Source organism: Streptomyces crystallinus, assembly GCF_039521265.1.
GTDB classification, from domain to species: domain Bacteria; phylum Actinomycetota; class Actinomycetes; order Streptomycetales; family Streptomycetaceae; genus Streptomyces; species Streptomyces crystallinus.
Genome location: NZ_BAAACA010000023.1, coordinates 41,989 through 62,787 on the forward strand (window position 1 = coordinate 41,989; position 20,799 = coordinate 62,787).

General features: G+C 71.2%; 19 protein-coding genes. 15 read left to right on the plus strand and 4 right to left on the minus strand.

Annotated elements, in window-relative coordinates:
- Positions 1 to 35: 35 nt before the first annotated feature.
- Both ABD236_RS19850 and ABD236_RS19855 read right to left on the minus strand, forming a co-directional pair.
- Positions 36 to 1,265, minus strand: a complete 1,230-nt coding sequence (locus ABD236_RS19850) for a DUF349 domain-containing protein (protein ID WP_344075120.1) — start codon at positions 1,263 to 1,265, stop codon at positions 36 to 38.
- Between the two features lie 175 nt (positions 1,266 to 1,440).
- Positions 1,441 to 2,229: a peptidylprolyl isomerase gene (locus ABD236_RS19855; RefSeq protein ID WP_344075121.1), complete on the minus strand. Its 789-nt coding sequence runs from the start codon at positions 2,227 to 2,229 to the stop codon at positions 1,441 to 1,443.
- 148 nt (positions 2,230 to 2,377) lie between these two features.
- Between ABD236_RS19855 and ABD236_RS19860 the strand changes: the two genes are divergently transcribed.
- The 4 genes from ABD236_RS19860 (at position 2,378) to ABD236_RS19875 (ending at position 6,620) form a co-directional block, all read left to right on the plus strand.
- Complete coding sequence (locus ABD236_RS19860; RefSeq protein ID WP_329397171.1) at positions 2,378 to 3,088, plus strand: MBL fold metallo-hydrolase; 711 nt, start codon at positions 2,378 to 2,380, stop codon at positions 3,086 to 3,088.
- A gap of 14 nt (positions 3,089 to 3,102) precedes the next feature.
- A complete protein-coding gene (hisS, locus tag ABD236_RS19865) occupies positions 3,103 to 4,365 on the plus strand; it encodes a histidine--tRNA ligase (protein WP_344075122.1) in 1,263 nt (420 codons plus the stop codon).
- Positions 4,366 to 4,559: 194 nt separating this feature from the next.
- On the plus strand, positions 4,560 to 5,192 hold the full coding sequence (locus ABD236_RS19870) for a vitamin K epoxide reductase family protein (protein ID WP_344075123.1): 633 nt from the start codon (positions 4,560 to 4,562) through the stop codon (positions 5,190 to 5,192).
- Positions 5,193 to 5,267: 75 nt separating this feature from the next.
- Positions 5,268 to 6,620, plus strand: a complete 1,353-nt coding sequence (locus ABD236_RS19875) for a replication-associated recombination protein A (RefSeq protein ID WP_344075124.1) — start codon at positions 5,268 to 5,270, stop codon at positions 6,618 to 6,620.
- 139 nt (positions 6,621 to 6,759) lie between these two features.
- Here ABD236_RS19875 and ABD236_RS19880 read toward each other — a convergent pair whose 3' ends face one another.
- On the minus strand, positions 6,760 to 7,449 hold the full coding sequence (locus ABD236_RS19880; RefSeq protein WP_344075126.1) for a DUF2470 domain-containing protein: 690 nt from the start codon (positions 7,447 to 7,449) through the stop codon (positions 6,760 to 6,762).
- Between the two features lie 243 nt (positions 7,450 to 7,692).
- Here ABD236_RS19880 and rpsD point away from each other — a divergent pair, with 243 nt between their 5' ends.
- On the plus strand, positions 7,693 to 8,307 hold the full coding sequence (gene rpsD, locus ABD236_RS19885) for a 30S ribosomal protein S4 (RefSeq protein ID WP_188271528.1): 615 nt from the start codon (positions 7,693 to 7,695) through the stop codon (positions 8,305 to 8,307).
- Positions 8,308 to 8,321: 14 nt separating this feature from the next.
- Here the strand turns inward: rpsD and ABD236_RS19890 are convergent, their stop codons facing one another.
- A complete protein-coding gene (locus ABD236_RS19890; protein ID WP_344075127.1) occupies positions 8,322 to 10,478 on the minus strand; it encodes an ATP-binding protein in 2,157 nt (718 codons plus the stop codon).
- Between the two features lie 160 nt (positions 10,479 to 10,638).
- Here ABD236_RS19890 and ABD236_RS19895 point away from each other — a divergent pair, with 160 nt between their 5' ends.
- From ABD236_RS19895 to aroQ, 10 genes are all read left to right on the plus strand, one after another.
- Positions 10,639 to 11,061, plus strand: a complete 423-nt coding sequence (locus tag ABD236_RS19895; protein WP_079125788.1) for a DUF948 domain-containing protein — start codon at positions 10,639 to 10,641, stop codon at positions 11,059 to 11,061.
- A gap of 7 nt (positions 11,062 to 11,068) precedes the next feature.
- Entirely contained in the window at positions 11,069 to 11,410 is a 342-nt protein-coding gene (locus tag ABD236_RS19900) for a DUF6167 family protein (protein WP_344075129.1), read from the plus strand.
- Positions 11,410 to 14,079 (plus strand): alanine--tRNA ligase, encoded by a 2,670-nt coding sequence (alaS, locus tag ABD236_RS19905; protein ID WP_344075130.1) that lies wholly within the window; start codon positions 11,410 to 11,412, stop codon positions 14,077 to 14,079. The genes ABD236_RS19900 and alaS overlap by 1 nt, the downstream gene beginning before the upstream one ends.
- Positions 14,079 to 14,543: a Holliday junction resolvase RuvX gene (ruvX, locus tag ABD236_RS19910; protein WP_344075131.1), complete on the plus strand. Its 465-nt coding sequence runs from the start codon at positions 14,079 to 14,081 to the stop codon at positions 14,541 to 14,543. The genes alaS and ruvX overlap by 1 nt, the downstream gene beginning before the upstream one ends.
- Positions 14,544 to 14,644: 101 nt before the next feature.
- On the plus strand, positions 14,645 to 16,381 hold the full coding sequence (gene mltG / locus ABD236_RS19915; protein WP_344075132.1) for an endolytic transglycosylase MltG: 1,737 nt from the start codon (positions 14,645 to 14,647) through the stop codon (positions 16,379 to 16,381).
- Positions 16,378 to 17,226 (plus strand): shikimate dehydrogenase, encoded by an 849-nt coding sequence (locus tag ABD236_RS19920; protein ID WP_344075133.1) that lies wholly within the window; start codon positions 16,378 to 16,380, stop codon positions 17,224 to 17,226. The genes mltG and ABD236_RS19920 overlap by 4 nt, the downstream gene beginning before the upstream one ends.
- A gap of 133 nt (positions 17,227 to 17,359) precedes the next feature.
- Entirely contained in the window at positions 17,360 to 18,544 is a 1,185-nt protein-coding gene (gene aroC, locus ABD236_RS19925; RefSeq protein ID WP_344075134.1) for a chorismate synthase, read from the plus strand.
- Positions 18,541 to 19,059, plus strand: a complete 519-nt coding sequence (locus ABD236_RS19930) for a shikimate kinase (protein WP_344075135.1) — start codon at positions 18,541 to 18,543, stop codon at positions 19,057 to 19,059. The genes aroC and ABD236_RS19930 overlap by 4 nt, the downstream gene beginning before the upstream one ends.
- On the plus strand, positions 19,056 to 20,150 hold the full coding sequence (gene aroB, locus ABD236_RS19935) for a 3-dehydroquinate synthase (protein ID WP_344075137.1): 1,095 nt from the start codon (positions 19,056 to 19,058) through the stop codon (positions 20,148 to 20,150). Before ABD236_RS19930 ends, aroB begins: the two co-directional genes overlap by 4 nt.
- A complete protein-coding gene (gene aroQ, locus ABD236_RS19940) occupies positions 20,147 to 20,587 on the plus strand; it encodes a type II 3-dehydroquinate dehydratase (RefSeq protein ID WP_344075138.1) in 441 nt (146 codons plus the stop codon). Before aroB ends, aroQ begins: the two co-directional genes overlap by 4 nt.
- The last annotated feature ends 212 nt before the right edge of the window (positions 20,588 to 20,799 follow it).

Genomic DNA, 20,799 nt, shown 5'->3' on the forward strand with positions numbered 1-20,799 from the left:
CGTACGGGAGGCCCTCTCGTGCGGCTACGGCGGTGTCAGCCGCCGAACTCCTCCAGACCCTTCAGGGCCTGGTCGAGCAGTGCCTGGCGGCCCTCCAGCTCCTTGGCGAGCTTGTCGGCCCTGGCGTTGTTGCCCGCCGCGCGCGCCGCGTCGATCTGGCCGCGCAGCTTGTCGACGGCGGCCTGGAGCTGGCCGGTCAGACCCGCGGCACGCGCGCGTGCCTCCGGGTTGGTGCGGCGCCACTCCGACTCCTCGGCCTCCTGGAGCGCCCGCTCCACGGCGTGCATCCGGCCCTCGACCTTCGGGCGGGCGTCGCGCGGCACATGGCCGACGGCCTCCCAGCGCTCGTTGATGCCGCGGAAGGCGGCGCGGGCCGCCTTCAGGTCGGTCACCGGGACGAGCTTCTCGGCCTCGACGGCCAGCTCCTCCTTGAGCTTCAGGTTCTCGGTCTGCTCGGCGTCCCGCTCCGCGAAGACCTCGCTGCGCGCGGCGAAGAAGACGTCCTGGGCGCCGCGGAAGCGGTTCCACAGCTCGTCCTCGGCCTCGCGCTGGGCGCGGCCCGCCGCCTTCCAGTCCGCCATCAGCTCGCGGTAGCGGGCGGCGGTGGTGCCCCAGTCCGTGGACGAGGACAGCGACTCGGCCTCGACGACCAGCTTCTCCTTGGCCTTGCGGGCCTCCTCGCGCTGCGCGTCCAGCGACGCGAAGTGCGCCTTGCGGCGCTTGGAGAACGCCGAGCGCGCGTGCGAGAAGCGGTGCCACAGCTCGTCGTCGGACTTCCGGTCGAGCCGGGGCAGGCCCTTCCAGGTGTCCACGAGCGCCCGCAGCCGCTCGCCGGCCGAGCGCCACTGCTCGCTCTGCGCCAGCTCCTCGGCCTCGGCGACCAGCGCCTCCTTGGCGTGCTTGGCCTCGTCGGTCTGCTTGGCCTTCTGGACCTTGCGCTCCTCGCGCCGCGACTCGACGGTCTCCACCAGCTTGTCGAGCCGCTTGCGGAGCGCGTCGAGGTCGCCCACCGCGTGGTGCTCGTCCACCTGGGTGCGCAGATGGTCGATGGCGGTCTGGGCGTCCTTCGCCGACAGGTCGGTGGTCCTCACCCGTCGTTCGAGGAGGCCGATCTCGACAACCAGGCCCTCGTATTTGCGCTCGAAGTAGGCCAGGGCCTCCTCGGGAGTCCCCGCCTGCCACGATCCGACGACGACTTCGCCCTCGGCTGTACGCACATACACGGTGCCCGTCTCGTCGACGCGGCCCCACGGGTCGCTGCTCACAGCGCCTCCTCCACATGATGCCTGCGCGAGGGGTTCGGCCCTCGTGGCATCGTCCACAGTTTCCGGGACGGGCCTCGCCCGCCCTCCACAACGCGTTCGTCGCCGCGCTGCACAACGCCAATCTAGGCGACCGGCCGCCCGGCTGTCCGCACTCAGCGCGGCCGAATTCCGCGGGTCAGTCCTTGTTGACGGCGCCCTTCGTGATGGTGACGGCCGTCTTCGGCGCGCCGTCCCCGGCGCCGCCCGCGACCCCGGCCTTCGCCACCTCCTGGACGGCCTTCAGCGAGGCGGCGTCCATCGTGCCGAACGGCGTGTAGGTGGGCGGGAGTTTGGTCTCCTTGTAGACCAGGAAGAACTGGCTGCCGCCGGTGTGCGGCTGGCCGGTGTTGGCCATGGCGACGGTGCCCGCCGGATACGTCACCGTGCCGTCCGCGGCCGCCTTGCCCAGACCGGTGAGGTTCTCGTCCGGGATCGTGTAGCCGGGGCCGCCGGTGCCGTCGCCCTTGGGGTCGCCGCACTGGAGCACGAAGATGCCCTGCGTGGTCAGCCGGTGGCACTTCGTGTTGTCGAAGAAGCCCTTGTCGGCGAGGGACTTGAACGAGTTGGCCGTGTGCGGCGTCTTCGCCGCGTCCATCTTGAAGGCGATGTCCCCGGCGCTGGTCTTCAGCGACATCGTGTACGAGGCCTTCTGGTCGATCGCCATCTTCGGCTCCGGGGCGGAGTCCTTGCTCTTCGAAGGCGTCGGGGTCTCGCTCGGCGCCGCCGAGTCCGACTTCTTGTCGTCGTCGCCGTCGAAGGCGCCCGTGGCGAAGGCCGCCCCGCCGCCCACCACGACGACCGCGAGGACGGCCGCGATGACGGTGTTGCGGAGCTTGGCCTTGCGGCGGGCCTCCTCACGGCGGCGCTGCTGACGCTCGAACTTCTCCCGGGCGAGCTGGCGCCGGCGCTGATCGCTGCTGACCACCGGTGGTCTCCTTGTGCGGTGTAGTCGGGTAGGACGCGTGTACGCGCGGACTGTGCCCGTACCGTATATGGGTTCGCTGTGACAGGAGCAGCGCCGGTAGGCTCTGAACAGCCGCAATCACCCGACGTACGAGAAATTGAGGACGATCGTGCTCATTGCCGGGTTCCCCGCCGGGGCCTGGGGCACCAACTGCTATCTGGTCGCCCCCGCCGCAGGCGAGGAGTGCGTGATCATCGACCCGGGCCACCAGGCCGCCCAGGGAGTCGAGGACGCGCTCCGGAAACATCGGCTCAAGCCCGTCGCCGTCGTCCTCACCCATGGCCACATCGACCACTGCGCCTCGGTGGTCCCGGTGTGCGGGGCGCACGACGTGCCCGCCTGGATCCACCCCTCGGACCGGTACATGATGAGCGACCCGGAGAAGGCGCTCGGCCGCTCCTTCGGCGCGCAGATCATGGGCGAGCTGACCGTCGGGGAACCCGACGACGTCAAGGAGCTGACCGACGGCGCCACGCTGGCGCTGGCCGGTATGGAGCTGACCGTCTCGCATGCGCCCGGCCATACCAAGGGGTCGGTGACGTTCGGGCTGCCCGAGGCGGAGGACATTCCTCCGATCCTGTTCTCGGGCGACCTGCTCTTCGCCGGCTCCGTCGGACGCACCGACCTGCCCGGCGGCAGCCACGCCGAGCTCCTCGAGTCGCTGGGCCGGGTGTGCCTGCCGCTCGACGACTCGACCGTGGTGCTGTCCGGCCACGGCTCCCAGACCACCATCGGCCAGGAGCGCGCCACCAACCCCTATCTGCGGCAGGTGGCCGCCGGCCTGGGAGAGGGCATCGCCTCTCCCCGACGAGGAATGTGACGAGAAGCTTCCCCATGAGTACCTTCCAGGCCCCCAAGGGCACCTACGACCTGCTGCCGCCGAACAGCGCCACCTACCTGGCCGTGCGCGAGGCCATCGCGGCCCCGCTGCGCAACTCCGGCTACGGCTACGTCGAGACCCCGGGCTTCGAGAACGTCGAGCTCTTCGCGCGCGGCGTCGGCGAGTCCACCGACATCGTCACCAAGGAGATGTACGCCTTCGAGACCAAGGGCGGCGACCGCCTCGCCCTGCGCCCCGAGGGCACCGCGTCCGTGCTGCGCGCGGCCCTGGAGGCCAATCTGCACAAGGCCGGAAACCTCCCGGTCAAGCTCTGGTACTCGGGCTCGTACTACCGCTACGAGCGCCCCCAGAAGGGCCGCTACAGGCACTTCTCGCAGGTCGGTGCCGAGGCGATCGGCGCCGAGGACCCGGCGCTCGACGCCGAGCTGATCATCCTGGCCAATGACGCCTACCGCTCGCTGGGCCTGCGGAACTTCCGCATCCTGCTGAACTCGCTGGGCGACCAGGAGTGCCGTCCCGTCTACCGGGCCGCGCTCCAGGACTTCCTGCGCGGCCTCGACCTCGACGAGGACACCCTGCGCCGCGCCGAGATCAACCCGCTGCGCGTCCTGGACGACAAGCGGGACGCGGTCCAGAAGCAGCTGGTGGGCGCGCCGCTGCTGCGCGACTACCTGTGCGACGCCTGCAAGGCGTACCACGAGGAGGTCCGCGAGCTGCTGAACGCCGAGGGCGTGGTGTACGAGGACGACCCCAAGCTGGTCCGCGGCCTCGACTACTACACCCGCACCACCTTCGAGTTCGTCCACGACGGTCTGGGCTCGCAGTCCGCGGTCGGCGGCGGCGGCCGCTACGACGGCCTCTCCGAGATGATCGGCGGCCCCGCGCTGCCGTCGGTGGGCTGGGCGCTCGGCGTCGACCGTACGGTCCTGGCGCTGGAGGCCGAGGGCGTCGCCCTCGACATCCCCTCCGCGACCAGCGTCTTCGCGGTGCCGCTGGGCGAGGAGGCGCGCCGGGTGCTGTTCCGCGTGGTCACCGAGCTGCGCCGGGGCGGGGTCGCGACCGACTTCAGCTACGGCGGCAAGGGCCTCAAGGGCGCCATGAAGAACGCCAACCGCTCCGGCGCCCGGCTCACGATCGTGGCGGGCGAGCGGGACCTGGCCGACGGCGTGGTCCAGCTCAAGGACATGGAGTCCGGCGACCAGGTGGCGGTCCCCGTCGCGGAGGTCGTCGAGGCCGTACGCGCGCGTCTGGTCTGACCACCGGGTCAACTCGGTACGTACGCCGTCGTCCTGATGGATGACGCCGGCGGTGAAGTGCCAAGTCCGGTCCTCGCGAGCCGGACTTGGCGCGGCCGAAGCCGGGCGTCCTTATCTCCATCGAACGGTGGCCGGGCCACGGATTGCGGCACAATGGCCCCTGCCCCGCAGCCACGGAACGACGGAACGGCGATATGACCACAACAGTTGACGACGTCTCCTCCGGCCAGGAGCAGGTGAACACCAAGGGCACCGTCGGCGGCAGCCGCGCCTTCGCATGGCTCCTGGTGATCACGGGAGCCGCCGGACTGCTGGCCGCGTGGGTCATCACCATCGACAAGTTCAAGCTGCTCGAAGACCCGGACTTCACCCCCGGGTGCAGCCTCAACCCGGTCGTCTCCTGCGGCAACATCATGAAGAGCGACCAGGCCTCGGCGTTCGGCTTCCCGAACCCGATGCTGGGCCTGGTGGCGTACGGGATCGTCATCGCGGTCGGCATGAGCCTGCTGGCGGGCGCGCGCTTTCGCCGCTGGTACTGGCTGACCTTCAACGCGGGCACGCTCTTCGGCGTCGGCTTCTGCAGCTGGCTCCAGTTCGAGTCGCTGTACCGGATCAACGCGCTCTGCCTGTGGTGCAGCCTGGCCTGGGTCGCCACGATCTTCATGTTCTGGTACCTGACCTCGCACAACATCCGCCGGGGCCTGCTGCCGGCGCCCGGCTGGCTGAAGTCGTTCCTGTCCGAGTTCACCTGGGTGCTGCCGGTGCTGCACGTCGGGATCATCGGGATGCTCATCCTGACCCGCTGGTGGGACTTCTGGACCAGCTGACCCGGCTGACCCGTCTGACCAGGGGATTTCCCCACGGCGGCGGCGTTGTCAGTGGGGTGGCATAGGGTTCTTGACGTGGAGCCCGACCTGTTCACCGCAGCCGCAGAGGACCGCCAGGAGAAAGACCCGGCGGGCAGCCCTCTGGCCGTCCGGATGCGCCCGCGCACCCTCGACGAAGTGGTCGGGCAGCAGCATCTGCTCAAGCCCGGCTCGCCGCTGCGGCGCCTGGTGGGGGAGGGCAGCGGCGGTCCCGCCGGGCCCTCCTCGGTGATCCTGTGGGGCCCGCCGGGCACCGGGAAGACGACCCTGGCGTATGTGGTCTCCAAGGCCACCAACAAGCGCTTCGTCGAGCTCTCCGCGATCACCGCGGGCGTCAAGGAAGTGCGGGCCGTGATCGACGGGGCCCGCCGGGCCATCGGCGGCTTCGGCAAGGAGACCGTCCTCTTCCTCGACGAGATCCACCGCTTCTCCAAGGCCCAGCAGGACTCGCTGCTCCCGGCCGTGGAGAACCGCTGGGTGACCCTGATCGCGGCGACCACCGAGAACCCGTACTTCTCGGTGATCTCCCCGCTGCTCTCCCGCTCCCTGCTGCTGACCCTGGAGCCGCTCACCGACGACGACCTGCGCGCCCTGCTGCGCCGGGCGGTCGAGGAGGAGCGCGGGCTCGGCGGCGCGGTGACGCTGGCGGAGGACGCCGAGGCGCATCTGCTGAGGATCGCGGGCGGCGACGCCCGCCGCGCGCTCACCGCCCTGGAGGCGGCCGCGGGCTCGGCCCTGGACCAGGAGGAGCGGGAGATCACGCTCCGGACGGTCGAGGAGACGGTCGACCGGGCGGCGGTGAAGTACGACAAGGACGGCGACCAGCACTACGACGTGGCGAGCGCCCTGATCAAGTCGATCCGCGGCTCGGACGTGGACGCGGCGCTGCACTATCTGGCCAGGATGATCGAGGCGGGCGAGGACCCCAGGTTCATCGCGCGCCGGCTGATGATCTCGGCGAGCGAGGACATCGGCCTCGCGGACCCCACGGCGCTGCCGACGGCCGTCGCCGCCGCGCAGGCGGTCGCCATGATCGGCTTCCCGGAGGCGGCCCTCACGCTCAGCCACGCCACGATCGCCCTGGCGCTGGCCCCCAAGTCGAACGCGGCGACGACCGCGATCTCCGCCGCGATGGAGGACGTCCGCAAGGGCCTGGCCGGCCCGGTCCCGCCGCATCTGCGCGACGGCCACTACAAGGGCGCGGCCAAGCTGGGCCACGCCCAGGGCTATGTCTACCCGCACGACGTGCCGGGCGCGATCGCCGCCCAGCAGTACGCCCCGGACGCGGTGGCCGACAAGCGCTACTACGAGCCGACGCGCTACGGCGCGGAGGCGCGCTACGCGGACGTGGTGGAGAAGGTCCGCGAACGGCTGGGCCGGGGGGACTGACCACGGTGGAAAGCGGGTGCGGCACCGGCTGCCCCTCAAGGGGCGCGGGGAACTGCGCGACCAGCCGCATCGGACCCGCAGACACAGCCCGACTGCTTCCGGCGGCCGCCCCCCCGCTCGCGGTTAGCCCCCCTCCCCTTCAGTCCGCCGCCGCCTCGAAGAGCCGCCGCATCGCCCGGCGCAGCGGGCCGAGGCCCGTCACCGGCTCCGGGAACTCGAAGCGCGCGTCGAAGCAGTGCCCGGAGGTGTCCTGGAAGCGCACCCGCAGACCGAACCGGTCCAGGGCCAGCGGGGTGACCGACTTCATCCCCCCGCTCCCCTCCCGGGCCACCAGCCCGCACAGCGAGCGCACCTGCTCCCCGTGGTGGGCGTGCAGATGCTGGAGCAGCTCGGTCTCGTCCGCGACCAGCGGATCGGGCAGGGCGGCCGCGAACGCCTCGGGCTCCACCGCGCTCGCGCCCCACAGGTCGTCCACGTACGCCTCGTTCACCTCCAGGCGCAGCGTCATGCTGCCGGGCGGGGCCAGGCCCGGCACCCGGGTGAGCCAGCCGGTGACCCAGGCGCGGCCCCGGATACGGTGGGGGACGGAGACCGGCGCCACATCGGTGATCTCCAGGACCGCCGAGAGCTCGTCGTCCTGGGCGTGGGTGGCGGCCCGTACGGCGGGCGAGTCGGCGGGGAAGAGCAGGAACAGATCGCCCTCGGGGCCGACGTTGCGCAGCCGGGGCACCAGCTGCTCCGGGCGGGCGCCCTCGAGGCCGGTAATGAGCAGCACCGACGAGCAGGTACTATGTACGAGAGTTCGTGTGCGCTCGGCTGCTGACGGCATCCGCGCGATTTCAAGTCCGCTGGGACGCGGCTGACCACGATCTGATCGGACCTCCGTCACGTGACCGGTGGCATGCTGCGCACCGGTACCGGCCCCGTTCTGCGGGCCGGTGGAGCCGACCCCTTCTGCGGGTTCGGCCTTCTTCGTGCTGTCCGTGATGTGACTGGTGTTCCCCGGACGAGACATACGATCTCCTTGAGTAAGGTGAGCCTAACCTAACCCAACCATGGAGGTTTGGAGAACGTGCCTAACCAGTCGCGTCCCAAGGTCAAGAAGTCTCGTGCGCTCGGCATCGCGCTGACGCCGAAGGCCGTCAAGTACTTCGAGGCCCGTCCGTACCCGCCGGGCGAGCACGGCCGTGGCCGCAAGCAGAACTCGGACTACAAGGTCCGTCTGCTCGAGAAGCAGCGTCTGCGCGCGCAGTACGACATCTCTGAGCGTCAGATGGCGCGTGCCTACGACCGCGCCAAGAAGGCCGAGGGCAAGACGGGCGAGGCGCTGGTCGTCGAGCTCGAGCGCCGCCTCGACGCCCTGGTCCTGCGTTCGGGCATCGCCCGCACCATCTACCAGGCCCGCCAGATGGTCGTCCACGGCCACATCGAGGTCAACGGCGGCAAGGTCGACAAGCCGTCGTTCCGTGTCCGTCCGGACGACGTCATCACCGTCCGCGAGCGCAGCCGTGCGAAGCACCCCTTCCAGGTTGCCCGCGAGGGTGGCTACGCCGGCGAGGGCGAGACCCCGCGCTACCTCCAGGTGAACCTGAAGGCCCTGGCCTTCCGCCTGGACCGCGACCCGAACCGCAAGGAAATCCCGGTCATCTGCGACGAGCAGCTCGTCGTCGAGTACTACGCCCGCTGATCCAGGCGCAGTAGTCAGCGCTCCGCGCTCCGGCCCGCCGTCCCCTCGCTCCGCACGGAGCGGGAGGCGGCGGGTCCTCGCGTCTGTGGCGCGGCCTCCCGGGCCGCGGGCACCTCGCGATCCCTCTCCCCAGCGCCCGCCAGCGCCCGCGCCACCGCCGCGTCCAGGCCGAGCGCGCGCCCCCGGCCGCGGAACGTCTCGTACGCCGGGTCGCCCAGGCGCTCCCGGGAGCGCTGCTCGCACAGCACATGCGCGGCGTTGAAGCACGCCGAGCCGAACAGCGGCAGGCCCACCGACGGCCAGATCCCCTCGGCCGCCCCCTGGAGCACCGCCGCCTGCGCCGGATCGCCGCCGTCCACCGCGACCAGCGCCACCAGCTCCAGCGCGAGCACCGTGCCCAGCAGGTCGTGGAAGGCGTGGTCGATCTCCAGGCACTCGCACAGCAGCGCCCGCGCCCGGTCCAGGTCCTTGGCGTGCCAGGCCGCGTACCCGAGGACGTACAGCGCGTACGCCCTGGCCCAGCGCTCGCCGTGGTCCGCGCAGACCTCCACCACCTGCTCGCACATCACCACGGCCTCTTCGAGGTGGCCGAGGAACGCCACCGCCATGGCCAGCTCGATCCGCGCCATCAGCACATTGCTGTTGAGCTCGCCGATCTCCTCGTACTGGGCGAGCGCCGCCCGCAGCAGCTCCTCGGCCCTCGGCATGTCGTCCGAGACCAGCGCCAGACAGCCCGTGCGGTGCACCGCGTACGCCCGCGCCGCCAGGTCGCCGGTGCGCTCGGCCTCCTCGCGGCACTCGTGCAGCGCCGCGATCGCCGCGGCGCTCTCGCCGCGCAGCACCGAGACATAGCCGAGCACCCACAGCGCCTTGAGCCGGGCGCGGCCGTGGTCGCCGCCCTCCGCCTCCAGGGCGAGCCCCAGCCAGTGCGCGCCCTCGGCGAGCCGTCCGCAGCCCACCCAGCAGAACCAGAGCGTGCCCGCCAGGTACTGGGCCAGATGCGTGTCCTGCGCCCGGTCCAGCGAGTGGTCCATCGCGGCCCGCAGATTGGGCAGTTCGGCCTCCACCCGCACCGCCACCTCGGCCTGGCGCGGGCTGAACCAGTCCAGCTCGCACCAGGTGGCGAGCCCCAGATACCAGTCGCGGTGGCGCCGGCGCAGCCGCTCCGCGTCGCCGGCCGCCGCCAGCCAGCCGGCGCCGTACTCCCGTACGGTGTCGAGCATCCGGTAGCGCACGCCCGCCGGGCCGTCCTCGCGGACCACCAGCGAGTGGTCCAAAAGCTCCTGCACCACGTCCAGCACGGACTCGGGCGGCAGGTCCGGGCCGACGCAGACGTACTCGACGGCCTCCAGGTCGAACGTCCCGGCGAACACCGAGAGCCGCGCCCACAGCAGCCGCTGGGCCGGGGTGCACAGCTCGTGGCTCCAGCCGATCGTGGTGCGCAGGGTCTGGTGGCGCGCCACGGTCCCGCGTCCGCCACGGGTCAGCAGGCGGAAGCGGTCGTCCAGGCGGTGCAGCACCTGTTCGACGGAGAGCGCGCCGAGCCGCCCGGCCGCCAGCTCCAGGGCCAGCGGGATCCCGTCGAGCCTGCGGCACAGCTCCAGGGTGGCCGCCGCCTCCGCGTGGGTGGGCGTGCGGCCGCCGGGTCCGGCGGCGGCCCGGTCGGTGAAGAGCGCCACGGCGTCCTCGTCGTCCATCGGCGCCAGCGCGAGCAGCCGCTCGCCGGCCAGCCGCAGGGGCAACCGCCCGGCGGCGAGCACCCGCAGCCCGGGGGAGCGGCGCAGCAGCTCGCCCACCAGCTCCGCGCAGGCGTCCACGAGCTGCTCGAAGCCGTCCAGGACCAGCAGGAGCGTGCGGTCGGCCAGATGGTCCAGGAGGACGCGGCGCGGCGGGCGGCTGGTGTGGTCGGTGAGCCCGAGCGCTTCGAGGACCGCGTGGTCGAGCAGCTCCGGGTCGGTGACCGTGGAGAGGTCGGCGGGCCGGACACCGTCGCCGTAGCGTTCCTGCACGGCCGGGTCCGCCGCGGCGCGCAGCACGAGGCGGGTCTTGCCGACACCGCCGACCCCGACCACGGTGGTCAGCCGCGCCTCGGCCAGCAGCCCGTGCAGCGCGGCCAGTTCACGTTCTCGCCCGACGAAGCGATTCAGCTCTGCGGGCAGATGGGAACCCATGGGCCACGCAGAGTACTCAAGGTGGTGCACTGCGTACAATCGGGCCGGAAGACTCCGCTTCGGCGGCCCCCTAATGCGGTAGGGGACAAGACGCTCGGCGCGATAGGGTCGGGGGACAACTTTTCTTGTCCGACGGTCGATGCGCAGGGAGCGGTGCGAAGTGTCCGGTGGAGAGGTGGCCGGGATCCTGGTGGCCGTCTTCTGGGCGATCCTGGTGTCCTTCCTCGCCGTAGTCCTCGTACGGCTGGCCCAGACGCTGAAGGCGACGACCAAGCTGGTGGCGGACGTGACCGAACAGGCCGTCCCGCTCCTGGCGGACGCCTCGACGGCGGTGCGCTCGGCGCAGACCCAGCTGGACCGGGTCGACGCGATCGCCTCGGACGTCCAGGAGGTCACCTCCAACGCCTCGGCGCTCTCCACCACGGTCGCCTCCACCTTCGGCGGCCCGCTGGTGAAGGTCGCGGCCTTCGGGTACGGGGTGCGCCGGGCCATCGGACGGAAAACCGGGCCCGCCGAGCCGCCTCGTACGGTGATCGTCGGGCGGACTCTGCCGTCCGCGCGGCGGAGCAAGCGAAAGGGCTGACGCTGCGATGTTCCGCCGTACGTTCTGGTTCACCGCGGGCGCCGCAGCCGGTGTGTGGGCCACCACCAAGGTCAACCGGAAGCTGAAGCAGCTCACCCCGGAGTCGCTGGCCGCGCGCACCGCCGACAAGGCGATCGAGGCGGGCCACAAGCTCAAGGACTTCGCGCTCGACGTGAAGGCAGGAATGGTCGAGCGCGAGTCCGAACTGAACGACGCGCTGGGGCTGAACGCCTCCAACGTGCGGGAGCTCCCGGCGCAGCGCCGCCTCGCGGCCATCGACCAACCCCACCAGCAGAACCCGAAGATCTCCTACAAGAAGATCTCGTACAACCGGAATGAGGACCACTGATGGAGTCGGCTGAAATCCGCCGCCGCTGGCTGAGCTTCTTCGAGGAGCGCGGTCACACCGTCGTCCCTTCGGCGTCGCTCATCGCGGACGACCCGACTCTGCTCCTGGTCAACGCGGGCATGGTGCCGTTCAAGCCCTACTTCCTGGGCGAGACCAAGCCGCCCGCCCCGCGCGCCACCAGCGTGCAGAAGTGCGTGCGTACGCCGGACATCGAAGAGGTCGGCAAGACCACCCGGCACGGCACGTTCTTCCAGATGTGCGGCAACTTCTCCTTCGGCGACTACTTCAAGGAAGGCGCCATCAAGTACGCCTGGGAGCTGCTGACCAGCTCCGTGGCGGACGGCGGCTTCGGCCTGGAGCCGGAGAAGCTCTGGATCACGGTCTACCTCGACGACGACGAGGCCGAGCAGATCTGGCGCGAGAAGATCGGCGTCCCGGCCGAGCGCATCCAGCGCCTGGGCAAGAAGGACAACTTCTGGTCCATGGGCGTCCCCGGCCCCTGCGGCCCCTGCTCCGAGATCAACTACGACCGCGGTCCCGAGTTCGGCGTCGAGGGCGGCCCGGCCGTCAACGACGAGCGGTACGTGGAGATCTGGAACCTCGTCTTCATGCAGTACGAGCGGGGTGCCGGCGAGGGCAAGGAGGACTTCCCGATCCTCGGCGACCTGCCGTCGAAGAACATCGACACCGGTCTGGGTCTCGAGCGTCTCGCCATGATCCTGCAGGGCGTGCAGAACATGTACGAGACCGACACCCTGCGCGTCGTCATGGACAAGGCCACCGAGCTCACCGGCGTCCGTTACGGCGACAAGCACGACACCGACGTCTCCATGCGTGTGGTGGCCGACCACATCCGTACGTCCGTGATGCTCATCGGCGACGGTGTGACCCCCGGCAACGAGGGCCGCGGCTATGTGCTGCGCCGCATCATGCGCCGCGCCATCCGCAACATGCGCCTCATGGGCGCCACCGGCCCGGTCGTCCAGGACCTCATCGACGTCGTGATCGACACCATGGGGCTGCAGTACCCGGAGCTGATCACCGACCGCAAGCGCATCGAGACGGTCGCGCTCGCCGAGGAGGCCGCCTTCCTCAAGGCCCTCAAGGGCGGCACCAACATCCTGGACACCGCCGTCACCGAGACCAAGGCCTCCGGTGGCACGGTCCTCGCCGGCGACAAGGCGTTCCTGCTCCACGACACCTGGGGCTTCCCGATCGACCTCACCCTGGAGATGGCCGCCGAGCAGGGCCTCTCGGTGGACGAGGACGGCTTCCGCCGTCTGATGAAGGAGCAGCGCGAGCGCGCCAAGGCCGACGCCAAGGCCAAGAAGACCGGCCACGCCGACCTGTCCGCCTACCGCGAGGTGGCCGACAACGCCGGCGAGACCGACTTCACCGGTTACACGCTCACCGAGAACGAGTCGACCGTCGTCGGCCTCCTCGTCGACGGCGTGCCCTCGCCCGCCGCCTCCGAGGGCGACGAGGTCGAGGTCGTCCTCGACCGCAGCCCCTTCTACGCCGAGGGCGGCGGCCAGCTCGCCGACCAGGGCCGTATCAAGCTCGACAGCGGTGCCGTCATCGAGGTGCGCGACGTGCAGAAGCCGGTGCCCGGTGTGCACGTCCACAAGGGTGTCGTCCAGGTCGGCGAGGTCACCCTCGGCGCCTCGGCCTACGCCACCATCGACACCAAGCGCCGCCGCGCCATCGCCCGTGCCCACAGCGCCACGCACCTGACCCACCAGGCCCTGCGCGACGCGCTCGGCCCGACGGCCGCCCAGGCCGGCTCGGAGAACTCGCCGGGCCGCTTCCGCTTCGACTTCGGCTCGCCCGCCGCCGTTCCCGGCACGGTCCTCACCGACGTCGAGCAGAAGATCAACGAGGTGCTCTCGCGCGAACTGGACGTCCAGGCCGAGGTCATGTCGATCGACGAGGCCAAGAAGCAGGGCGCCATCGCCGAGTTCGGCGAGAAGTACGGCGAGCGCGTCCGCGTGGTCACCATCGGGGACTTCTCCAAGGAGCTCTGCGGCGGTACGCACGTCCACAACACCGCCCAGCTGGGCCTGGTGAAGCTGCTCGGCGAGTCCTCCATCGGCTCCGGTGTGCGCCGCATCGAGGCCCTGGTCGGCGTGGACGCGTACAACTTCCTCGCCCGGGAGCACACGGTCGTCGCCCAGCTCCAGGAGCTGGTCAAGGGCCGTCCCGAGGAGCTGCCGGAGAAGATCTCCACCATGCTCGGCAAGCTGAAGGACGCCGAGAAGGAGATCGAGAAGTTCCGCGCCGAGAAGGTGCTCCAGGCCGCCGCCGGGCTGGCCGAGGGCGCCAAGGACGTCCGGGGCGTGGCCCTGGTCACCGGCCAGGTGCCGGACGGCACCTCCGCCGACGACCTGCGCAAGCTCGTCCTCGACGTGCGCGGCCGCATCTCCTCCGACCGCCCGGTCGTGGTGGCCCTCTTCACCACCTCGAGCGGCCGCCCGGTCACGGTCATCGCCACCAACGAGGCCGCCCGCGAGCGCGGTCTCAAGGCCGGTGAGCTGGTGCGTACCGCCGCCAAGACCCTCGGCGGCGGCGGTGGCGGCAAGCCGGACGTCGCCCAGGGCGGCGGTCAGAACCCGGACGCGATCGGCGACGCCATCGACGCCGTCGAGCGCCAGGTCGGCGAGACCGTCTGATGCGACGCGGACGACGCCTCGCGATCGACGTCGGGGACGCCCGGATCGGGGTCGCCTCGTGCGACCCCGACGGGGTCCTCGCCACACCGGTGGAGACCGTGCCGGGCCGTGACATCCCGGCCGCCCACCGGCGGTTGCGCCTGCTCGTCGAGGAGTACGAGCCCATCGAGGTCGTCATGGGGCTGCCTCGCTCCCTCAGCGGGGGCGAGGGCCCGGCGGCCGTCAAGGTCCGCAAGTTCGCCCAGGAACTGGCGAAGGGCATCGCCCCGGTCCCGGTCCGGCTGGTCGACGAGCGGATGACGACCGTCACAGCGACCCAGGGGCTGCGCGCCTCCGGGGTGAAGGCGAAGAAGGGCAGGTCGGTCATCGACCAGGCGGCCGCGGTGATCATTCTGCAGACCGCGCTTGAGGCCGAACGGGTGTCAGGACGCCCGCCCGGCGAGGGCGTCGAAGTGGTTATCTGATCGCGATACGGTAACGTTCCGCGCGATGCGGCGACATTCGAACAGCTGCCGCACAGCAAAAGAGGCGGACCGTCCGGATGCCTCGCGGCTCTAGGGGACCGATGACTGAGTATGGCCGGGGCGCAGGCTCCGAACCGTGGCATCCCGAGGATCCCCTCTACGGGGACCAGGGGTGGGGAGCGCAGCAGGCTGCGCCCGGTCAGGCTCCGTACGGCGACCAGCAGGGCCGCGAGCAGTACGCCCAGCAGCACCAGCAGCACGCCCAGCAGCAGCATCCGCAGCACCAGCAGCACGCCCAGTACCAGCAACAGCAGTACGCGCAGCAGTCGCAGGGTGCCTACGGGCAGCAGCCGCACTACGGTGAGCAGCCCCAGCAGGGCTACCAGCAGGAGCAGTACGTACAGCAGCAGACCCAGGCCCAGTACCACGCGGGCTGGGACACCGGCCAGCAGGCCGCCATGCCGTACGCCGGCCAGCAGACCGAGGCCTACCCGGGCTACGGCACCGAGACCCAGGACTACTACGGCACGCCCGAGGCGTATCCGCCGCCGCAGCCCCCGGGCCAGCGGCGCACCGTGCCCGAGCAGGCGCCGGAGTGGACCCCCGAGGAGACCGCGCCGGAGGAGGAGAAGCACCCCTTCTTCAGCGACGGCGACGGCGGGGACGAGCCCAGGGCCGACGACGGCGAGGACGAGGACGAGCCGCGCGCCTCCCGGCGCGGCGGCGCCGGCCGCGACCGCCGGGGCAAGGGCAAGAAGAAGGGCAAGAGCGGACGCGCCTGTCTGGTGCTCGTGGTGGTCTTCTCGCTCGGCGTGGGCGGCGCCGGGTACTTCGGCTACCAGTTCTGGCAGAAGAAGTTCGGCGCGGCCCCCGACTACGTGGGCACCGGCACCACCCCGGTCCAGGTGGAGATCCCGCAGGGCGCCGGCGGCTATGAGATCGGCAGCATCCTGGCCAAGGCCGGAGTGGTCAAGAGCCAGGGCGCCTTCGTCTCGGCGCAGAACGACAACCCCAAGGGCAAGACGCTCCAGGCGGGCGTCTACACCCTGAACAAGGGGATGTCGGCGGCGAACGCGGTCGCGGCCATGCTCAACCCGGCCAGCCGCAGCAACTTCATCATTCCCGAAGGCAAGCGCAACGCCTGGGTCTACGAGCAGATCGACAAGCGCCTCGAACTCAAGCCGGGCACGACCAAGGACGTGGCGAAGGCCCAGGCGAAGAACCTCGGGCTGCCCGACTGGGCGAACGACAACAAGGAGATCGCCGACCCGCTGGAAGGGTTCCTCTACCCGGCCAGCTACCCGGTCGCCAAGGGCACCAAGCCCGAGGACGTGCTCCGCAAGATGGTCGCGCGTGCGAACAGCGAGTACGGCAAGGTCGACCTGAAGGGCATGGCCGCGAAGCTCGGCCTGAAGTCGCCGCTCCAGGTGCTCACCGTCGCCAGCCTCGTGCAGGCCGAAGGCAAGTACAAGCACGACTTCGACAAGGTCGCGCGGGTCGTCTACAACCGCCTCAAGCCGAACAACACCGAGACCTACGGCCTGCTCGACTTCGACTCCACGGTCAACTACGCCAAGAGCGAGTCGACCCTGGACACGGGCGCGGTCAAGGATCTGCGCCACTTCAAGCACCCGTACAACACGTACTACATCCACGGTCTGCCGCCCGGCCCGATCGGCAACCCCGGTGAGTCCGCGCTGCACTCGGCGCTCAACCCCACGCCGGGCCCGTGGTACTACTTCGTCTCCGTCACCGAGAACGAGACGCTCTTCGCGGTCACCAACGAGGAGCACGAGCAGAACCGCAAGAAGTACCAGAAGGAGCAGTCCGGCCAGTGAGTTCAGTGAGCCAGGAGAGCGGTGCGCGACGGGCGGCCGTACTGGGATCGCCCATCGCCCACTCGCTCTCCCCGGTGCTGCACCGCGCCGCCTACCGGGAACTCGGCCTCGGCCACTGGTCGTACGACCGCTTCGAGGTGGACGAGGACGCGCTGCCCGGCTTCGTCGACGGGCTCGACCGGTCGTGGGCGGGGCTCTCGCTGACGATGCCGCTGAAGCGGGCGATCATCCCGCTGCTCGACGGCATCAGCGACACCGCCGCCTCCGTGGAGGCGGTCAACACGGTCGTCCTCACCGCAGACGGGCGCCGCTACGGCGACAACACCGACATTCCCGGCATGATCGCCGCCCTGGGTGAGCGCGGTGTCGAGCGGGTCGGCTCGGCCGCCGTGCTCGGCGCGGGCGCCACCGCGTCCTCCGCGCTGGCCGCCCTCGCCCGTGTCTGTACGGGAGAGGTCACCGCGTATGTACGCAGTGCCGCCCGGGCCGAAGAGATGCGGGGCTGGGGGGAGCGGCTGGGGGTGGCCGTGCGGACGGCCGACTGGGCGGACGCGGCCGAGGCCTTCCAGGCGCCGCTGGTCGTCGCCACCACCCCGGCGGGCACCACCGACGCGCTCGCGGCGGCGGTCCCCGACCGCCCCGGCACCCTCTTCGACGTCCTCTACGACCCCTGGCCGACCGCGCTCGCGGCCGCCTGGTCGGCGAACGGGGGAGCGGTCGTGGGCGGCCTGGACCTGCTGGTCCACCAGGCGGTGCTCCAGGTGGAACAGATGACCGGCGTACCGAAGGCTCCGCTGGAGGCGATGCGCGAGGCGGGCGAGGCGGCTCTGGCGACCCGCACCTGACGAAATCACAGTCCGCCTGCTGGACCGGGGCCCGGCCCACCACCTTGGACGTGGGAGGATCAGTGGTGGCGGGCCAGGGCCGCGCACCCGGCCGCGCCGCAGTACCAGGACGCGCGAGCAACGAGGAGCACCGTTGAGCAGGTTGCGCTGGCTGACCGCGGGGGAGTCGCACGGCCCCGCACTGGTGGCGACGCTGGAGGGCCTTCCGGCCGGCGTGCCGATCACCACGGAGATGGTGGCGGACCACCTGGCCCGGCGGCGCCTCGGCTATGGACGCGGCGCCCGGATGAAGTTCGAGCGCGACGAGGTGACCTTCCTGGGCGGCGTCCGGCACGGCCTGTCGATGGGCTCGCCCATCGCGGTCATGGTCGGCAACACCGAGTGGCCCAAGTGGGAACAGGTCATGTCGGCCGACCCCGTGGACCCCGAGATCCTGGCCGACCTGGCCCGCAACGCGCCGCTGACGCGCCCGCGCCCCGGCCACGCCGACCTCGCGGGCATGCAGAAGTACGGCTTCGACGAGGCCCGGCCGGTCCTGGAGCGCGCCAGCGCCCGCGAGACGGCCGCCCGTGTGGCCCTCGGCGCGGTGGCCCGTTCGTACCTGAAGGAGACGGCGGGCATCGAGGTCGTCTCCCACGTGGTCGAGCTGGCCTCGGCCAAGGCGCCGTACGGCGTGTACCCGACCCCGGCCGATGTCGAGAAGCTGGATGCGGACCCGGTGCGCTGCCTGGACGCGGACGCGTCGAAGGCGATGGTCGCGGAGATCGACCAGGCCCACAAGGACGGCGACACGCTCGGCGGCGTGGTCGAGGTCCTGGCGTACGGCGTACCCGTCGGCTTGGGCTCACACGTCCACTGGGACCGCCGCTTGGACGCGCGTCTCGCGGCGGCGTTGATGGGTATCCAGGCGATCAAGGGCGTCGAGGTCGGCGACGGCTTCGACCTGGCCCGGGTGCCGGGTTCGAAGGCGCACGACGAGATCGTCAAGACGGCTGAGGGCGTCAAGCGCACCTCCGGCCGCTCCGGCGGCACCGAGGGCGGTCTCACCACCGGCGAGCTGTTGCGTGTACGGGCGGCGATGAAGCCGATCGCGACGGTGCCGCGTGCGCTGGCGACGATCGACGTGGTGACGGGCGAGGCGGCGAAGGCGCACCACCAGCGCTCGGACGTCTGTGCCGTTCCGGCGGCCGGGATCGTGGCCGAGGCCATGGTCGCGCTGGTGCTCGCGGACGCGGTGGCGGAGAAGTTCGGCGGTGACTCGGTCCCCGAGACCCGTCGCAACGTCCAGTCCTACCTCGACAACCTCCAGATCCGGTGAGCACCGGTCCGCTGGTCGTCCTGATCGGCCCGATGGGCTCGGGGAAGTCCACCGTGGGCGCGCTGCTTGCCGAGCGGCTCGGCGCGCCCTACCGGGACACCGACGCCGACATCGTGGCCGCCGAGGGCCGGGAGATCGCCGACATCTTCGTCGACGAGGGCGAGCCGCACTTCCGTGAGCTGGAGCGGGAGGCGGTCGCCGCCGCCGTCGCCGAGCACACCGGTGTGCTCGCGCTCGGCGGGGGCGCCGTCCTGGACGCGTCCACCCGCGCGCTGCTCTCCGGCCTGCCGGTCGTCTATCTGTCCATGGACGTCGAGGAGGCGGTGAAGCGGGTCGGCCTCAACACCGCCCGCCCGCTGCTCGCCGTCAACCCGCGCCGCCAGTGGCGCGAGCTGATGGAAGCCCGGCGCCATCTGTACACCGAAGTCGCCAGGGTCGTCGTCGAGACCGACGGCCGTACCCCCGAAGAGGTCGCCCAGGCGGTCCTCGACGCACTGGAGCTGAAATCCGCATGAGCGAGCAGGCACCCACCCGGATCCACGTCGGCGCCACCGCCGGAACGGACCCGTACGACGTGCTCGTCGGCCGCAACCTCCTCGCCGAACTGCCCGGCCTGATCGGTACGAAGGCCCGCAAGGTCGCCGTCATCCACCCGGAGGCGCTGGCCGGCACCGGCGACGCCATCCGCGAGGACCTGGCCGCGCAGGGCTATGAAGCCATCGCCATCCAGGTGCCCAACGCCGAGGAGGCGAAGACCTACGAGGTCGCCGCCTACTGCTGGAAGGCGCTCGGCCAGTCCGGCTTCACCCGTACCGACGTCGTCGTGGGCGTCGGCGGCGGCGCCACCACCGACCTCGCCGGCTTCGTCGCGGCGACCTGGCTGCGCGGGGTGCGCTGGATCTCGGTCCCGACCACCGTGCTCGGCATGGTCGACGCGGCCGTCGGCGGGAAGACCGGCATCAACACGGCCGAGGGCAAGAACCTGGTGGGCGCGTTCCACCCGCCCGTGGGCGTGCTGTGCGACCTGGCGGCGCTGGAGTCGCTGCCGGTGCACGACTTCGTCTCCGGCATGGCCGAGGTCATCAAGGCCGGCTTCATCTCCGACCCGGTCATCCTCGACCTGATCGAGGCCGACCCGGCGGGCGCCCGCACCCCCGAGGGCCCGCACACGGCCGAGCTGATCGAGCGGGCGATCCGGGTGAAGGCGGAGGTCGTCGCCAGCGACCTCAAGGAGTCGGGGCTGCGCGAGATCCTGAACTACGGGCACACCCTGGCGCACGCCATCGAGAAGAACGAGCGCTACAAGTGGCGCCACGGCGCCGCCGTCTCCGTGGGCATGGTCTTCGCGGCCGAGCTGGGCCGCCTCGCCGGGCGCCTGGACGACGCCACCGCCGACCGGCACCGCGCCATCCTGGAGTCGGTGGGCCTGCCGCTCACCTACCGCGCCGACCAGTGGCCCAAGCTGGTCGAGAACATGAAGCTGGACAAGAAGTCGCGGGGCAACCTGCTGCGCTTCATCGTCCTGGACGGGCTCGCCAAGCCGACGGTCCTGGAGGGACCCGACCCGGCGGTGCTGCTCGCGGCGTACGGCGAGGTGTCCTCGTGAGCCGTCGCGTCCTGGTGCTCAACGGCCCCAACCTGGGCCGCCTCGGCTCGCGCGAGCCGGACGTGTACGGGGCGACCACCTACGCCGGTCTCGTCGAGGTCTGCCGGGGCCTCGGCGAGGAGCTCGGCTTCGACGTGGAGGTCCGGGAGACCAACGACGAGGGCGACATGATCCGCTGGCTGCACGAGGCGGCCGACGGAAAGATTCCGGTCGTTCTCAACCCGGGCGCGTTCACCCACTATTCGTACGGAATGCGGGACGCGGCCGCCCAGCGCACCGCCCCGCTCATCGAGGTGCACATCTCGAACCCGTACACCCGTGAGGAGTTCCGCCACACCTCCGTGGTGGCGGCCGTGGCCAGCGGCACCGTCGCGGGCTTCGGCATCGGCTCGTACCGCCTGGCGCTGCGCGCGCTCGCCGACGAACTCGACGGCTGACCGGGCACCTTCGTCGCACCCCGGCCGTTCACACTGCGACGGCCGGGGAAGGTACGGTTCTGGACCGGACGCCTCCGACGGGCGTCGGACCAGCGCCAGTTGCCTTGTACGAGACGGAGTGGCACCGGATGCAGCACGAAGCGGGAGCGCCGCTTCCGCCGCCCCACGCCCCGGGACACGGACCCGGGGCGGACTGGGCCTTCGCCGCCCAC

Excerpts from the sequence above, each read along its gene's own strand:
- ABD236_RS19900 (WP_344075129.1), top strand. The coding sequence starts at position 11,069 with ATGTTCCGCCGTACGTTCTGGTTCACCGCGGGCGCCGCAGCCGGTGTG.
- aroB (WP_344075137.1), top strand. The coding sequence starts at position 19,056 with ATGAGCGAGCAGGCACCCACCCGGATCCACGTCGGCGCCACCGCCGGA.
- ABD236_RS19890 (WP_344075127.1), bottom strand. The coding sequence starts at position 10,478 with ATGGGTTCCCATCTGCCCGCAGAGCTGAATCGCTTCGTCGGGCGAGAA.
- hisS (WP_344075122.1), top strand. The coding sequence starts at position 3,103 with ATGAGTACCTTCCAGGCCCCCAAGGGCACCTACGACCTGCTGCCGCCG.
- alaS (WP_344075130.1), top strand. The coding sequence starts at position 11,410 with ATGGAGTCGGCTGAAATCCGCCGCCGCTGGCTGAGCTTCTTCGAGGAG.
- mltG (WP_344075132.1), top strand. The coding sequence starts at position 14,645 with ATGACTGAGTATGGCCGGGGCGCAGGCTCCGAACCGTGGCATCCCGAG.
- ABD236_RS19870 (WP_344075123.1), top strand. The coding sequence starts at position 4,560 with ATGACCACAACAGTTGACGACGTCTCCTCCGGCCAGGAGCAGGTGAAC.
- ruvX (WP_344075131.1), top strand. The coding sequence starts at position 14,079 with ATGCGACGCGGACGACGCCTCGCGATCGACGTCGGGGACGCCCGGATC.
- ABD236_RS19880 (WP_344075126.1), bottom strand. The coding sequence starts at position 7,449 with ATGCCGTCAGCAGCCGAGCGCACACGAACTCTCGTACATAGTACCTGC.